11 protein-coding genes and 2 pseudogenes are annotated in these 15,003 nt (G+C 63.9%); 6 read left to right on the top strand and 7 right to left on the bottom strand.

From position 1 onward, the window contains the following. Nucleotides 1-15: 15 nt before the first annotated feature. From X771_RS153945 to X771_RS153970, 6 genes are all read left to right on the top strand, one after another. Nucleotides 16-720 (top strand): ROK family protein, encoded by a 705-nt coding sequence (locus X771_RS153945; protein ID WP_023687744.1) that lies wholly within the window; start codon nucleotides 16-18, stop codon nucleotides 718-720. A 215-nt stretch (nucleotides 721-935) separates the two neighbouring features. Further along, nucleotides 936-1,400 (top strand): MucR family transcriptional regulator, encoded by a 465-nt coding sequence (locus X771_RS153950; RefSeq protein WP_023687743.1) that lies wholly within the window; start codon nucleotides 936-938, stop codon nucleotides 1,398-1,400. A 133-nt stretch (nucleotides 1,401-1,533) separates the two neighbouring features. Then, a complete protein-coding gene (locus tag X771_RS153955; protein ID WP_023687742.1) occupies nucleotides 1,534-2,634 on the top strand; it encodes a pyridoxal phosphate-dependent aminotransferase in 1,101 nt (366 codons plus the stop codon). Nucleotides 2,635-2,792: 158 nt separating this feature from the next. After that, on the top strand, nucleotides 2,793-4,034 hold the full coding sequence (locus X771_RS153960) for an MFS transporter (RefSeq protein WP_023670472.1): 1,242 nt from the start codon (nucleotides 2,793-2,795) through the stop codon (nucleotides 4,032-4,034). A 361-nt stretch (nucleotides 4,035-4,395) separates the two neighbouring features. Then, entirely contained in the window at nucleotides 4,396-5,502 is a 1,107-nt protein-coding gene (locus tag X771_RS153965; RefSeq protein ID WP_023687741.1) for an efflux RND transporter periplasmic adaptor subunit, read from the top strand. Beyond that, the gene (locus X771_RS153970; protein WP_023687740.1) at nucleotides 5,499-8,702 is read left to right on the top strand and encodes a multidrug efflux RND transporter permease subunit; all 3,204 of its coding nucleotides are present in this window, start codon (nucleotides 5,499-5,501) and stop codon (nucleotides 8,700-8,702) included. Before X771_RS153965 ends, X771_RS153970 begins: the two co-directional genes overlap by 4 nt. Before the next feature lie 30 nt (nucleotides 8,703-8,732). On the opposite strand, the gene X771_RS153975 is transcribed toward X771_RS153970, so the two are convergent. The 7 genes and pseudogenes from X771_RS153975 to X771_RS153995 all read right to left on the bottom strand — a co-directional run bounded on the left by X771_RS153975 (nucleotide 8,733) and on the right by X771_RS153995 (nucleotide 15,002). Beyond that, on the bottom strand, nucleotides 8,733-9,368 hold the full coding sequence (locus X771_RS153975; RefSeq protein WP_023687739.1) for an outer membrane lipoprotein carrier protein LolA: 636 nt from the start codon (nucleotides 9,366-9,368) through the stop codon (nucleotides 8,733-8,735). A gap of 56 nt (nucleotides 9,369-9,424) precedes the next feature. Next, nucleotides 9,425-9,688, bottom strand: coding sequence for a YMGG-like glycine zipper-containing protein (locus X771_RS153980; protein WP_023670477.1), 264 nt, complete (start codon nucleotides 9,686-9,688; stop codon nucleotides 9,425-9,427). 188 nt (nucleotides 9,689-9,876) lie between these two features. Then, nucleotides 9,877-10,606 (bottom strand): annotated as a pseudogene (locus X771_RS01000000164905) (glutamine amidotransferase). A 14-nt stretch (nucleotides 10,607-10,620) separates the two neighbouring features. After that, the gene (locus X771_RS153985) at nucleotides 10,621-11,100 is read right to left on the bottom strand and encodes a TerB family tellurite resistance protein (protein ID WP_023687738.1); all 480 of its coding nucleotides are present in this window, start codon (nucleotides 11,098-11,100) and stop codon (nucleotides 10,621-10,623) included. 76 nt (nucleotides 11,101-11,176) lie between these two features. Continuing rightward, nucleotides 11,177-12,675: pseudogene (locus X771_RS01000000164900) on the bottom strand (heme biosynthesis HemY N-terminal domain-containing protein). Nucleotides 12,676-12,685: 10 nt separating this feature from the next. Beyond that, nucleotides 12,686-14,176: a COG4223 family protein gene (locus tag X771_RS153990; protein ID WP_023687737.1), complete on the bottom strand. Its 1,491-nt coding sequence runs from the start codon at nucleotides 14,174-14,176 to the stop codon at nucleotides 12,686-12,688. A gap of 112 nt (nucleotides 14,177-14,288) precedes the next feature. After that, nucleotides 14,289-15,002 carry a uroporphyrinogen-III synthase gene (locus X771_RS153995; RefSeq protein ID WP_023687736.1) on the bottom strand — a complete coding sequence of 238 codons (714 nt, stop codon included), beginning with the start codon at nucleotides 15,000-15,002 and terminating at the stop codon, nucleotides 14,289-14,291. Nucleotide 15,003: the final 1 nt, after the last annotated feature.

Here is a 15,003-nt window from a genome sequence, read left to right as displayed (position 1 = left end):
AGCGGAGGAAACGACATGGCCAAGGCAGCCAGGCCCGCGAAGGCCAACGCCGAACCGATCGTGCTGACGATCGATGTCGGCGGCTCGCATGTGAAAATCCTCACCAGCGCCGGCGGCGAGATGCGCCGAGCCGATTCCGGACCGGACCTGACACCGCAGCAGATGGTCGCCACGGTGAAGACGCTGGCCGAAGGGCTGGCCTATGACGTGATCTCGATGGGCTATCCCGGCCCGGTCAGGCGCAACAGGCCTTCGCTCGATCCCGCCAATCTCGGCAAGGGCTGGGACGGCTACGATTTTGCTGCCGCCTTCGGCAAGCCGGTCAAGGTCGTCAACGACGCGCTGCTGCAGGCGATCGGCAGCTACGATGGCGGGCGCATGCTGTTCCTCGGCCTCGGCACCGGCCTGGGCGCGGCGATGATCCTCGACAATGTCGGCCAGCCGATGGAACTGGCGCATCTGCCGTACCGCAAGGGCGGCAGTTTCGAAGATTATGTCGGCGAGCGCGGCCTGGAGAAATACGGCAAGAAAAAATGGCGCAAATACGTTTTCGACGTCGTCGGGCGGCTGCGTGCGGCGCTGCAGCCGGATTATGTCGTCATCGGCGGCGGCAATGTCGACAGACTGGATGAATTGCCCGCCACATCCAGGCGCGGCGACAATACGCGCGCTTTCGAGGGCGGTTTTCGACTATGGCGCGACAAGGCGCTGATCGTCTGATAGTATTAAAATTCAGTATAGTTGTTCAAAATGACGTGTGGCGCGATACGAAGTCATTGCGTTACGCAGATTTGGCGATTAGATCGGTGGCACCGGATGGAATCATCTGGCGCAACCGCACATATGCGGCAAGACAAATGACTAGAGCGGATTTCCGGCTCCGCTGGGACCACTCTGGGAGTTTCCGCCACCCCCCCTAGCGACGGAGAGATAAATTGGCCGACGACAGCAACGACTCTGACAAGGACATCGACCTGCTCGAGCTTACCGCCCATATCGTGTCCGCTTACGTCGAGAAGAACCGCTTGCCCGTTGCCGGCCTGAGCGATCTCATCGCCAGCGTTGCGGCGTCGATCGGAGGGCTCAGCCAGCCGCCGGCCCCAGTGGCGGCGCCGCAGATCCCGGCCGTCAATCCCAAGCGGTCGGTGACGCCGGATTACATCATCTGCCTCGAGGACGGCAAAAAATTCAAATCGCTGAAGCGCCATCTCGGCGTCCATTTCAACCTGACGCCGGAAGCCTATCGTACCAAATGGGGCCTGCCGGCCGACTATCCGATGGTTGCCCCCAACTACGCGGCGTCGCGCTCCGAGCTGGCCAAGTCGATCGGCCTCGGCCGCAAGGCTGCAGTGGCCGCGCCGGCGAAAGCCAAGGGTCGGAAGGCCAAAGTTCCGGCCTGAGTGGGATCAGCGCCTCGGCCCTGAGCCAATCGTTTGGACGACTGGAACAGAAGCCTGCCGGCGAATGAGCCTTGGCAGGCTTCGTGCTTTTATGGCTTGTACCTCTGAGTGTCAGGACTTTGGGGGAGCAGCCATGAACTACGCCAGAATGGTGATCGAGAAAGAGGCGCCGGAGGAATACGGCTACGATCGCATTCGGTTCAATCTCTCCGAAAGCTCGATCGCCGATCAGAAACTCTCCGACGTCGGCCTGTCGCTGCCGGATCTCACGCTGTTCTACGGCGAGCATCGCGGCGACAAGGAGTTGCGGGCGCTGATCGCGGCGCAGGATTCCGGCATTTCGCCTGACGATGTTCTGGTGACCGCCGGTGCGGCGGGCGCGCTCTTCATCATTTCGACCTCGCTTCTGTCGGAGCGCGACCACCTTGTCGTCGTCCGGCCGAACTACGCCACCAACATCGAGACCCCCAAGGCGATCGGCTGCGCCATCTCCTATGTCGATCTCGATTTCGACGCAGGCTTTGCCATCGATTTCGGCCGCGTCGCCGCCAGCATGCAACCGAACACCAAGCTGATCAGCGTCACCTGCCCGCACAACCCGACCGGCACGATGATGGGCCGGGCCGATCTCGACGCGCTGATTGCGCTGGCCGAAGCGAGCGGCTGCCATCTGCTGGTCGACGAGACCTATCGCGACCTCTCCTATGGACAGCGCCTGCCGGCGGCGGCTTCTCTCAGCCCCAAGGCGATCAGTGTCTCGTCGCTGTCGAAAGCCTTCGGCATTCCCGGCATCCGCATTGGCTGGCTGATCACCAGCGATGCTGAACTGCAGGAGCGCTTCCTCGCCGCCAAGGAGCAGATCGGCATTTGCGGCAGCGTCATCGACGAAGGCATTGCGCGCGGCATGCTGGGGCGCCGCGACGCTTTCTTGGGCGCGCTGCTGCCCGAGATGGCGAAACGCCGCGACATTGTGCAAGACTGGATCGACCGCGAGCCGCTGGTCGACTGGGTGCGGCCACAAGGCGGCGTCGTCGGATTTCCAAGGCTCAATGTCAGTCCAGACTTCGACCTCGACCGTTTCTACGTCAATCTCTTGGAAAACCACGGCACCTATGTCGGTCCCGGCCACTGGTTCGATATGCCCAAGCGCTTCTTCCGCGTCGGTTTCGGCTGGCCGAAAGAGGCGGAATTACAGGGCGGCCTCGACGCCATCACCGCCGCGCTGAGGCAGTAACGTCCGCGTGCAATCGGGCGAGCGGCTGGAAAACCGCTTGATCCAGGCCCGATTTTCACGCATACGCGCCCCGAACTTTGATAAGTTTCATTGGCCGGAACAGCGCCCATTTCCGGGAAGTGCCCCGCCGGCCAATGCAAGCAACGGGGCCTGTATCCATGACATCCCATTCCCATACACCGCCTGACCGGCGTTACGCCGCCTTCCGCCATCGCTCCTTCCTGAGCTATTGGGCGGCGCGTTTCCTGACCACCTTCGCCACCATGATCGTGTCCGTCGCCGTCGGCTGGCAGATCTATGATCTGACGCGCGATCCCTTCGATCTCGGCATTGTCGGCATCGTCCAGTTCCTGCCGTCGCTGCTGCTGGTGCTGGTCACCGGCGTTGTCGCCGACCGTTTCGGCCGCCGCCTGATCATGGCGCTGGCGACGGTAGTCGAGGCAGGTTGTGCGCTTGTCCTGTTGTACTTCACGCTGCGCGGTCTCGTCAGCCCGCTGCCGATCTTCATCGTGCTGGCTATGTTCGGCCTGGCGCGCGCTTTTTATGGGCCGGCCTCGTCGTCGCTGTTCGCCAACCTTGTTCCGCCGGAAGATTTCGGCAATGCGATCGCCTGGAACTCGTCCGCCTGGCAAACGGCGACCATTGTGGGCCCGGTCGCCGGCGGCCTGCTCTATGGCGTCTCGGCCGAAGCCGCTTACGCCGTTGCCTCCGTGCTGATGCTGGTGGCCGGTCTGCTGATCTTCACCATTCCGAAACCGGCCCAGCAGAGCGCCACCGACAAGCCGACGATGGAGACGCTGTTTGCCGGCTTCCGATACATCTGGAGCGAGAAGATCGTCCTGGGCGCCATCTCGCTCGACCTCTTCGCCGTGCTTCTGTCCGGTGCCTCGGCGCTGCTGCCGGTCTATGCCCGCGATATTCTGGAACTCGGCCCGTGGGGCCTCGGCCTGCTGCGCTCGGCGCCCGGCATCGGCGCCATCTGTGTCGCGGTCTGGCTTGCCGGGCATCCGCTGCGCGACAGTGCCGGCAAGATCATGCTCGGCTTCGTCGCCGGGTTCGGCGCCTTCACCGTGCTGTTCGGCGTCTCGACCATCACCTGGCTGTCGATCCTGGCCCTTGCCGGCCTCGGCGCCACCGACATGTTCAGCGTCTATATCAGGGAGACGCTGATCCAGCTGTGGACACCCGACGAGGTGCGCGGCCGCGTCAACGCCGTCAACCAGGTCTTCGTCGGCGCCTCCAACGAAGTCGGCGAGTTCCGCGCCGGCACCATGGCGGCGCTGATCGGCACCGTGCCGGCGGTGGTGATCGGCGGCGTCGGTGCGATTGCCGTCGCCGGACTGTGGGCGGTGCTATTTCCGCAACTGCGAAGGGTGCGGCATCTCAACAGCCGCAATTGATCGAGTAAGCCGCAGGATCCGGCGCTCGGTCCAAATCAGCTTGCGCCGATGACGGCTGAGATGGGCCGGAAGCGGATGGGCCGGTTCTGGGCGAACTAGCCAGATGGCGGGGCAGCCACAGGGTGGACATTTCAGTCCATATGGAAAATGATTATGTTGCCATGCACAATACTGCAGTGCTCTGGTCTCGACGAGAAACCTTAAATATAGAAGAGAACCACCCGACCTCCGGGTCCAGCTAGCGGGGACGCAAATGGACACTTCAGGGAATCGGCAATCGCATCGCGACGCAAGCTGGCGACCCAGCCGATCGGCCGGCTGGCTGGCCCGCTCCGCCGTCCCAGTGGCATTCCTGCTCGGCATGGCTTTCAGCAGCAACGCGTTTGCGCAGGACCAGCAACTGCCGGTGGTGACGGCGGCCAAGCCGGTGGTGCGTGAAATCGTCGAAGACGATGAGTTCGTCGGGCGCTTCGAAGCCGTCGACGAGGTCGCCATCCGTTCGCGCGTCAGCGGCTATCTGGACAAGATCAGCTTCCAGGACGGCGCACTGGTCAACAAGGGCGACCTGCTCTTCACCATCGACCAGCGTCCGTACCAGGCGGCCTACGATGCCGCCAAGTCGCAAGTAGACGTCGCCAAGTCCCTGCTCGAATTCTCCAAGATGCAGCTGGATCGCGCCGATGAACTCGCCAAGACCGGCAATATCTCGGCCGCGACGGTCGACGACCGTCGGCGGGAATACCTTTCGGCGCAGGCGCAGATGCAAGGCGCGACGGCTGCGCTGACGACGGCCAACCTGAACCTGGAGTTCACCGAGATCAAGGCGCCCTTGTCCGGCCGCATCGACCGCCGGCTGGTGTCGGTCGGCAACCTCGTGCAGCCGGATTCCACCTTGCTGACGACTATCGTCACGCGCGATCCGATCGACTTCTATTTCGACGTCGATGAGCGCCTGTATTTCAGCTACGCCCGCGACGCGAAGGAGCGCGGCGGCAGCATGCAGGAAGGCGCCGGCGGGCTCGAGGTGGTGGTTCGCGTCGCTGACCGCGCGGAGGCGGTATTCAAGGGCAAGCTCGATTTTGCCGAGAACCGGATCGACAACGCGACCGGCACCATGCGGGTGCGTGCAAGGTTTGCCAACGCCGACGGCGTTCTCCAGCCAGGCATGTTCGGGCGCATCAACGTGCCGGGGTCGCTGCCGCATAGCGGCGTCCTGGTGCCCGACGAGGCGGTCGGCGCCGATCAGGATCGCCGCATCGTGTACCTGGTGGATGAGGCCGGGATGGTGTCGGCGAAGCCCGTGCGCACCGGCCCGCTTCTCGACGGCTACCGGGTGATCCGCGCGGGCCTGACCGGCGACGAGACGATCATCGTCAACGGGCTGATGCACGCCAGGCCCGGCACCAAGGTGAAAGTCGAGATGGTGACGTTGCCGCCCAAGGTCGAGACCGCCGGGTTGCAGCAATGAGGTTCGCCCATTTCTTCGTCGACCGTCCGATCTTCGCATCGGTGGTTTCGATCGTCCTCCTGATCCTCGGCGGGATTGCTTATACCCAGCTGCCGATCGCGCAATATCCCGAGATCGCGCCGCCGACCATCGTCGTTCGCGCCCAGTACCCGGGCGCCGACGCCGAGACGGTCGCAGCGACGGTGGCAACGCCGATCGAGCAGGAGATCAACGGCGTCGAGGGCATGCTTTACATGTCGTCCTATTCGTCCGGCGACGGAGCGATGGCGCTGACCATCACCTTCGAGCTAGGCACCGATCTCGACCAGGCGCAGGTGCTGGTACAGAACCGCGTCTCGGTCGCCGAGCCGCGCCTGCCCGAAGAAGTCCGCCGCCTCGGCATCACCACCATCAAGAGCTCGCCCGACCTGATGATGGTCGTGCACATGCTGTCGCCCGACAATACCTACGACCAGCTCTACGTCTCGAACTACGCCCGCTCGCGGGTGCGCGACATACTGCTCAGGTTGGACGGCGTCGGCGACCTCATCATCTTTGGCGAACGCGAATATTCGCTGCGCATCTGGCTCGATCCGGAAAAACTGTCCGCCCTGGGGATGACCTCGGGCGATGTGGTGCAGGCGCTGCGCGACCAGAACGTCCAGGTGTCGGGCGGCTCCATCGGCGCGCCGCCGACCAATACCGGCACGGCGTTCCAGTACACGGTCACCACGCAAGGCCGCTTCAACGACGCACGCGACTTCCGATACGTGATCGTCAAATCGGCCGAAGACGGCCGCCTGATCCAGCTGCAGGACGTGGCGCGCATCGAGCTCGGCGCCAAGGATTACGTCACCAACTCTTATCTCAACGGCAAACCGGCGGTGGCGCTCGCCATCTTCCAGCGGCCAGGCACCAATGCGCTCGCCGCAGCCGCGGAGATCCAGGACAAGATGAAGGAGCTTTCCCAGGACTTCCCGAAGGGGTTGAGCTACGACATCGTCTACAATCCGACCGAGTTCGTCGCCGAGTCGATCCAGGAGGTCTACAAGACGATCCTCGAGGCGATGGTGCTGGTCATCATCGTCATCATCGTCTTCCTGCAATCGTGGCGCATGGCGATCGTGCCGATCGTGGCGATCCCGGTGTCGCTGATCGGCACGCTGGCGGTGCTTTACGCCGCCGGCTTCTCCCTCAACATGCTGACGCTGTTCGGCCTCGTGCTGGCCATCGGCATCGTCGTCGACGATGCGATCGTCGTGGTCGAGAACGTCGAGCGCAATATCGCCAGCGGGCTGGCGCCCAATCCGGCGTCGCACCTGACCATGGACGAAGTCGGAACGGCGGTCATCGCGATCTCGCTGGTGCTGATAGCGGTGTTCGTGCCGACAGCCTTCATTCCCGGCATTTCCGGGCAGTTCTACCTGCAGTTTGCGATCACCATCGCGGTGTCGACGGCGATCTCGGCATTCAATTCGCTGACGCTCTCGCCGGCCTTGGCCGCGCTGCTGTTCAAGCCGCACCACACTGCTGCGGCGCCGCCGCGCTTTTTCCTGGCGCGGTTCGGACGGGCGCTCGCCGACGGCTTCAATCGCGGCTTCGACAAGGTCGCCCATTGGTATTCGAGCATCGTGCGCGTGCTGGTCGGCTCGCGAATAGCGATCGCCGCCACGCTGGCCGTTTTCGCGGCCCTCATCTACGCCACGGTCTATATGGTTCAGACGGTGCCGCGCGGTTTCATTCCGTCGCTCGACCAGGGCTATGCGATCGTCGTCGTCCAGTTGCCGGACGGCGCCTCGCTATCGCGGACCGATGCCGTCATCCAGCAGGCGTCGCAGATCATCCAGAAAACGCCGGGCGTCGACTACGCGGTCGCCTTCGCCGGCTTCTCCGGTGCCACCTTTACCAATGCCAGCAACGCGGGCGTGATCTTCGCCAGGTTCAAGCCGTTTGACAAGCGACTGGAAGCCGGCCAGTCCGCGACCCAGGTCATCGGCAATTTGTTCGGCAGCCTGCAAAGCATCAAGGAAGCCTTCATTATCGCACTGCCGCCGCCGCCGATCCGCGGCGTCGGCAATGCCGGCGGCTTCAAGCTGCAGATCCAGGAGCGCAACAGCGCCGACATGCGGCAGATCCTGGCGCTTGCCTATGAAATTGCCGGCAAGGCCAACAAGACGGCGGGGCTGACCGGCGTGTTCACCACCTTCTCCGCGTCCAGCCCGCAATTCTTCCTGGCGATCGATCGAGACAAGGCGCGCATCCTGAACGTGCCGATCCCCAACATCTTCGAGACGCTGTCGATCAATCTGGGCACCGCCTACGTCAACGACTTCAACGCTTTCGGGCGCGTCTACCAGGTGCGCGCGCAGGCCGACCAGGCGTTCCGCCTCGATCGCGCCGACATCTTGAAACTGAAGGTGCGCTCGGCGACCGGCGCGCTGGTTCCGCTGGGCACGTTGATCGAGATCCGCGACGTCACCGGCCCGGCGCTGGTCCAGCGCTACAACATGTACGTCTCCGTGCCGCTGCAGGGCAACGCCGCGCCCGGTGTTTCCACCGGCGATGCGCTTGCCAAGATGGAAGCGATCACGGCACAGACGTTGCCGGCCGGTACCTCCTACGAATGGACCGAACTCGCCTATCAGGAGCGCAACACCGGCAATGCCGCTGTCTATATCTTCGGACTGTCGGTGCTGTTCGTGTTCCTGGCGCTGGCGGCGCAATATGAAAGCTGGGTGCTGCCGTTCGCCATCGTGCTGGTGGTGCCGCTCGGCGTGCTCGCGGCGTTGCTCGGCGTGTCGTTCCGAGGGCTGGACAACAACATCCTCGTGCAAATCGGCCTCATCGTGCTGATCGGACTTGCCGCCAAGAACGCGATCCTCATCGTCGAATTCGCGCGGCAGGCGCAGGAACGCGGCCTGTCGGCCGCCGAGGCTGCCGTCGAAGCCTGCCGGCTCAGGCTGCGGCCGATCCTGATGACCGCCTTCTCGTTCATCCTCGGCGTCGTGCCGCTGATGATCGCGACAGGCCCGGGCGCGGAAATGCGCCAGTCGCTCGGCACCGCGGTGTTCTCCGGCATGCTCGGCGTCACCTTCGTCGGCCTGTTCCTGACGCCGGTGTTCTACGTCACGCTAAGGTCGCTGTTTTCACGGCGCAAGCCGCATGCCGAGGCCGAGCCTTCGGCACCGGCAGAGGTGCCGTCGGAGACGGCCGCCGAGTAGTGTTACACGGGCAGTTCGTGGCGCTGCCGACTATTTCGTTTTGGTGTTGAATTCACGGTTTGCGGCATAGTCGATAGTGAAGGTGCCCGCAGGAGCGCGAACGCCCTGCTTCACGTTGGATATGGTGACTGTCGAGGTAAGGCCCCTCTCGTCAGTCAGGGTCCATCTGCGTAGATCGAGCGATTCCCTGTCAAACACCATAGTGATATTCGAATTGCCGAAGGCCGACTTGTCGGCCAGCCTGATGATCACCTGGGCGCCATCGTCCTTGATACTTTTGAGGCGATTGCCGGAAAAGTTGACCTGATTGTCGAGGAGCAGCTTGAGCGGCGTCTTCGAGAGAGCATAAAGCCGCGATGTCTTGAGCTTCTTGTTATAGACCACCAAGGATTTTCCATCTGCAATTACGCTGACCCCTGATTGGCCTGCATAGTTGAACCGGATCTTGCCCGGCCGCTGGAGGAAAAATTTCCCTTTGGTCCTTTCCGCTCTTGGGCCCGACTGGACAAAGTCCCCGGACATGGACTTTACCGATGAGAAGTGATCGGCAATCGTCTTCGCTTCTACAGGTGCGGCCAAGGCCGCGGTCGAAAGTTCGGCGTTTATCGCGACAGCGCTGACAACGGCGAACCAGAAAGCCCGCAGTCTTTTGCTGTTATATGCCATTCAGTTATCCTACCCCGAAAAGACGCGTGATCGAAAGAGATCACGCGTCTTTGAGATCAGTAGCCGTCCGGGCACTGAGCAACGTAAACTCGACCGTTCCGACCGCGATATCTGCACTGGCCGGCTTCGCTGGCGTGCCCGATGACCGCCCCGGCCAGCGCTCCGACCGCCCCGCCAACAACCGCCCCTTTTACCGGGTCGCCGGCCACTGCTGCGCCTACAGCTGCGCCACCCAAACCACCGACGGCAGCGCCTTGTTCGGTGCGGGAGCATGCCGCGAGCGGAATGAGTAGGCTTAAAATGAGCAGCGTCTTCTTCATTGGTTCTCTCCTGGGGCCGTTATTAGCCGAAGCTTAAATGCGCCACGGAGTTTTTCGATCCATCGGAGTGTTTGGGGCGCAATCCAAATCTGCGGGAACGGGCTAAGGTCCCGGATCCATCGTACACGCCTCCCAGAGGTAAGTCGTCTTTGGGCAAGCTCGGCCGTTCAGAGTAGTTGGATCTTGCTCTATCCCTCAGTAGGCTTGCCGAAGATAAGGCTCAAAAATTCGCTCAGCCAGCGCTTGAGGTGCATATCCCAGATCAGCCGGCCGCCGAGATGGTCGCGGCCGGGCTGCGCGCCGGGCAATTCGAAACGGTGCGCGCCGCGCACCACCCAGCGCTGCATCATCAACCGGGTCAGTTCGCCATGGAACTGGATGCCCCAGGCATTGTCGCCATAGCGAAAAGCCTGGTTGGGGTAGGTTTCCGCCGTCGCCAGCAGCGTCGCATCCCTGGGCAGCGAAAAGCCTTCGCGGTGAAACTGGTAGACCATGTCGGGCCAAGGCAGCAGCTTCTTGCCGGCTTCGGTCGGCTTCAGCGGATACCAAGATCGGAAGAGCACACGTCTGANCCAGCCCCTCGCCATGCCCCTCGACCTTGCCGCCGAGATGATTGGCCAGCATCTGCGCGCCAAGGCAGATGCCGAGGAAGGGCCGGTTCTCCTTTAGCGGAACATTGAGCCAGTTGGTCTCGCGGCGGACGAACTCATCTTCGTCATTGGCGCTCATCGGCCCGCCGAACACCACGGCGCCGGCGTGTCCCTCCAGCGTCTCCGGCAGGCTGTCGCCGAGAGGCGGCCGGCGGATGTCGAGGTCGAAACCTTCCTCGAGCAGCATGTGGCCAACCCGGCCGGGGCTCGAAGTCTCCTGATGCAGCACGATCAGGACTTTTGGTTTCGAGCTCGGTCTGGGCGGCATGGAAAGGCGGAATCCTATTCGTCGCTCGACGTTCCGCTGGCGTCGGGCGCGGCGGCCGCCGCCTTGCGGCGCGCCTCGACGCGATCCTGGCGCTCGACGCCGATCAGTTCGGCAACGCGCCAGACGGTGTTGTCCTCCAGTTCATGCAGTTCGCCGTCGGCATAGACGATTTCCCACATCAGGCCGATGAAAGCCTTGCGCGCCTCGGCGTCGAGATGGCGCTTCAAGACGCTGGTGAAGGCATAGAGGTCGATCGCCTCATTGTCGGCGCGCTCGCCGGCGGCAGCCAGTGCATCGAGCTCGTCGCCGCTGATCGAATAGCTCTGCGCCAGCACCTGCTTGAACCGCTCCCACTCGACATCCTGGCGCACGCCGTCGGCATTCATCACATGATAGAGCAAAGCCGACGCCGCAACGCGCGGATCGTCCGCATTGGCGCGAGCCCCAGCCCCGGAGGGCAGGTCTTTCAGAAAGGCCAGGACGCGTTCAAACATGGTGCTCACTTCACATTATTGGAGCATGATCTTTTCCAAAAACCGGTATCCACTTTTTGGGATCATGCTTCAGCGATCAAAACAGGCGGAAGCGGCGCGGTGACTTCTCCGCTTCGTCATCGGGGTCGACGCCGGGGTCGTCGGGCAGCCGCGCCAGTTCCTCGGCAGGTTCGACGGGTTCGGCATCGGGTGGTATTGCGGCGAAAGCGGCGGCGGTGACCGGCGTGACCTGGTCGTCGCCCACAGCGGGCTTCGGCTCGGTCGGCGCCTCGCTGATCGTCTTGGCAACGGCGGGATGATCGATCACTTCGGCTTCCTTTGCCGGCTTGGCGGGTGCCGCAAGCACCGGCACATCGGCTTCGTCTTCATGGCTGTCGATGAGCTGGCCCAGCCGCTCCATCGGTGCGCGCCAGGCGAAAGCGNCGTGTGCTCTTCCGATCTGTCGCCGGTCTCTGCCTCCTCGATATCGGCCAGCAGCAGGTAAGCGCCTTCCCGGCGATCCATGCGGATCGCCGCTTCCGCCTCGCGGCGGGCGGTGGAAAAATCCTGCGCATCGAGCGCGGCGCGCGCCACCGTCATCGACGATTCGGCATTGTTGCGCTTCAGCTCCTGCAGCTTCTTCGCCCGGTTGAGACGATCGACCACGGCATCTCCCGGCCTTGCATGGGTGTAGAGCTCGGCGATCTCGGGATGCGGCTCCGCCTTCCAGGCTGCCTCAAGGATCTTCGAGCCTTTGCGCACATCGTTCTGTTTGAACAGAAGATTGGCGGCTGCAACCGCGGCCGGCGCGAAATCGGGCGCGAGCTTGTTTGCCTCGAGTGCCGCTGCCTTGGCTGCATTGGGGTCGCTGTCGGTCAGCGCCTGCGCCTTGGCGGTCAACAGCACAGCGCGGCGGCGATTGGCGGCGTCGCGTTCGATCTGCCTGGTCGACTTCTGCGCCTCCACCAGCTTCAGCGCGCCGTCCCAGTCGCCGCGCCCGGTCAGATCTTCAAGCGTCGATTCGGCGGCCCAAGCCAGTTGCGGTGCGACGGAAGCGGCGCGCCCGGCATAGTGACGCGCGGCGTTGCGGTCGCCGAGCCGTTCGGCTTCGAGATAGAGCCCGCGCAGGCCGAGCAGCCGCATTTCGGGGTCGTCGAGCATGGCCTCGAATTTTTCGCGCGCGCCCTCATGGTCGCCTTCGAGCAGCGAGGCTTGCGCTTCGAGCAACTGGATCAGCGGCTCCTGGTCGGAGCGGATCAGCTTGGCGGCTTCCTTGGTCTTCTTGCGGGCTAGCGCGCCGTCGCCGGCGCCGGCTGCGATCATGCCGGTCGACAGCGCCTGGTAGCCGCGGTCGCGGCGGCGCACGCGGAAATAGCGCGAGATCGTGTATGGGCTGTTCCACAGCGACTTGATCAGCCACCAGACGATCATCACCGCTGCGACGACGGCAACGATCGCCACCGCCGCCACCATCAGGCTGACCTGGTATTGGTAACCGTTGAAGGTAACGACCATCTCGCCGGGACGATCGGCCAGCCAGGCAAAGCCCAGACCGAGGGCGAAGACGGCGGCGAGAAAGATGAGAATGCGGATCATCGTGTCGTCCTCATGCCTTCATCGCACCTGCAATCAGCGCGTCGACCTGCGTCTCGACGTCGATGCGCGCCTTCAGTTTGCTGGCAAAGTCGGCGCCGGCAGCCTTGACCGCATCCGGCAGCGTTGCGTATTCGCTGAGCGCCTTGGCGTAGTCGCCCTGGTTGACCGCCACTTCGATGCGCGCCACGGTTTCCGGCGCGCCGGCGCCTTCGACGGCGCCGATCGGCCGGGCCTTGACCAGCGATTCGGCGCTCGACAAAAGGTTCTGGAAGAAGCCGGCATTTTCATCGACCGGCGTCGCCGCCGCGACCATCGCATTGGCCGCGGCGTCGGCCTCGCCGGCGATCTCGGTGCGGGTCGGGACGCCCTTTTCAGCGTAGGGGCGCAGCGCTGCAATCTGCGGTGCATCGGGCGAGATCGCCGCGAAGGTCTCCAACTCGGCGGCGAACGGCGCGCCGCGGTCAAGCGCCGCCTTCAAGGCCGAAGCGGCGATGGCCATCGCGATCTTTGGCTGCGAGGCCTGCGCATCGACCTTGCCGGCGAGCTGCGTCACCGACTGCTCCAGCGCGGCGATCTTGCCTTCCTGCGTCTTGGCTGCCTCACCGGCCGATTTCACCAGTGCGTCGAGGCCCGCCAGTCTTTCATTGAGCGGCGCGAGATCGACGGGCGCTGCACCACCGGCCTGGCCAAGGGCGGCAACCGCCGTCTCGATCTGCTTGACCTTGTCGCCAAGCGCGGCAAGCCCGGCATTGTCGCCGGCGCCGTCCTTTTCGACCGCCGATTTCAGCGATGCGACATCGGCCTTGACCTGATCCAGCGCCGAAGACAGCCCGTCGACCTTGGCCGTTGCGGCGCCATTGCCGCTGGCTTCCCTGAGGTCGGCGATTTCGCGCTTCAGCGAAGCGATCTCGCCATTGACGCCGTCGAGCGAGACCGTGCCCGCCCCTGAGCCCGGAGCGCCAAGCACGCCGGCAAACTGCAGCCCCCCGGCGGCAGCCAGCGCGATGACACCGCCGATGATGCCGGCGGCAATGCCGTTCGTGCGCTTCGGTTGCGCGGCCATGGGCTGGTTCCCGGCTGTCCTTGGGGTTTCCTTGGGTGCACCCGGCTTGGGCGAGGCATCCTCGAAACTGAAGTCGGAGGTTCTGGCGCGCGGTGGCGCATCCGAAGCAGTGGGGTAAGGCTGCTCCGCCTGGGTGGACGCCTTGGCATCGGCGCTTTCGGGAGCGGCCTGCGCCGCGGCGTCGGAGTGCTCCCACGGCTCGAGATCGGCTTGATCGGCATGAACGGGCTCGTCAGGCGTCTCCGGCTGCGCATTGGCCATGGCAGCCGCATCCTCAGCCGCAACCGACCCTGCCGGGGCCTCGACGTCGTCCGAGTTGGCGACATCCGTCTTGGCGGCATCCGCATCGGCAATGCGCGAGACAGCGCCGGGTTCGAGTTCGATGGTCACCGGCTCGCGGCGGCTTTTCGAATGTCGCATCTTCGGCGTCTTGACCATGCCTGGGCTCCGCAATCCTGCTTCGTCTGGGCGCCCGACGGCGCGTGATGGTTTGAAAAATGGTCTAGCACATCATCATCAGGTGAAAAGGGGCGGCGTGATGACACGGGGCTCAGTCGCCGCGGTGCAACAGCTCAAGCAGCGCCTCCTCCTGCGGTTCCCGCGCAATGCGTATTTTTTTGCCGGCGGCATTGTCAAACGCCGCTGCCACGCGCTCGGAGAGCGCAAAAGCCTGCATGTTTTCAAAGAGATCGCGCAGTTCCGCCCGGCTGGCCAAGGCCTGCAACGCTGCCGCCGCCTTGGCTGAATAGAGCAGCACCGCGTCGACCGCCTGATCGGACAGGCGTGTACGGATTTCAGCATCGGAATAATCGAGCGAAATCGTGTCGTAGGTTTCGACGGTGCGGACCTCGACGCCGGCCTTTCGCAGCCGCGCCTCGAATGCCGGAAACCGCACGCGCCCTGTGAGATAGACGACCGCCTTGCCGGAAAGGCCGGCAGCAATCGCCTCGGCCAGCCGCTCGGCGTCGCCCGCCCCTTCGCTGACCGACAAGAACCCTGTCGAACGTGCCGCTTCAGCCGTCCTGCGTCCGACGGCATGGCAAGGCAAGGCGGCGAGCGCACGAATGAGTTCTTTCGGCGCATGCCGCACCGCATTTGCGCTGGTCACAGCGACGGCCACGGCATTGTCGCTCGCAGCATCGGCGCCAACCCGCAGTGTCACCGTTTCGGTCAGCGGCAGAAGGAGCGGCTCAAATCCCAATTCCTGCAGCCGCCGCATGGTTCGCGACGCCCCAGGTTGCGGCCGCGTCACCAGGACACGCATA

It is taken from the genome of Mesorhizobium sp. LSJC269B00, from assembly GCF_000502815.1.
Taxonomy (GTDB): Bacteria; Pseudomonadota; Alphaproteobacteria; order Rhizobiales; family Rhizobiaceae; genus Mesorhizobium.
The sequence above is the reverse complement of the archived record's forward strand: the minus strand, read 5'-3'. Positions and strand labels throughout refer to the sequence as shown.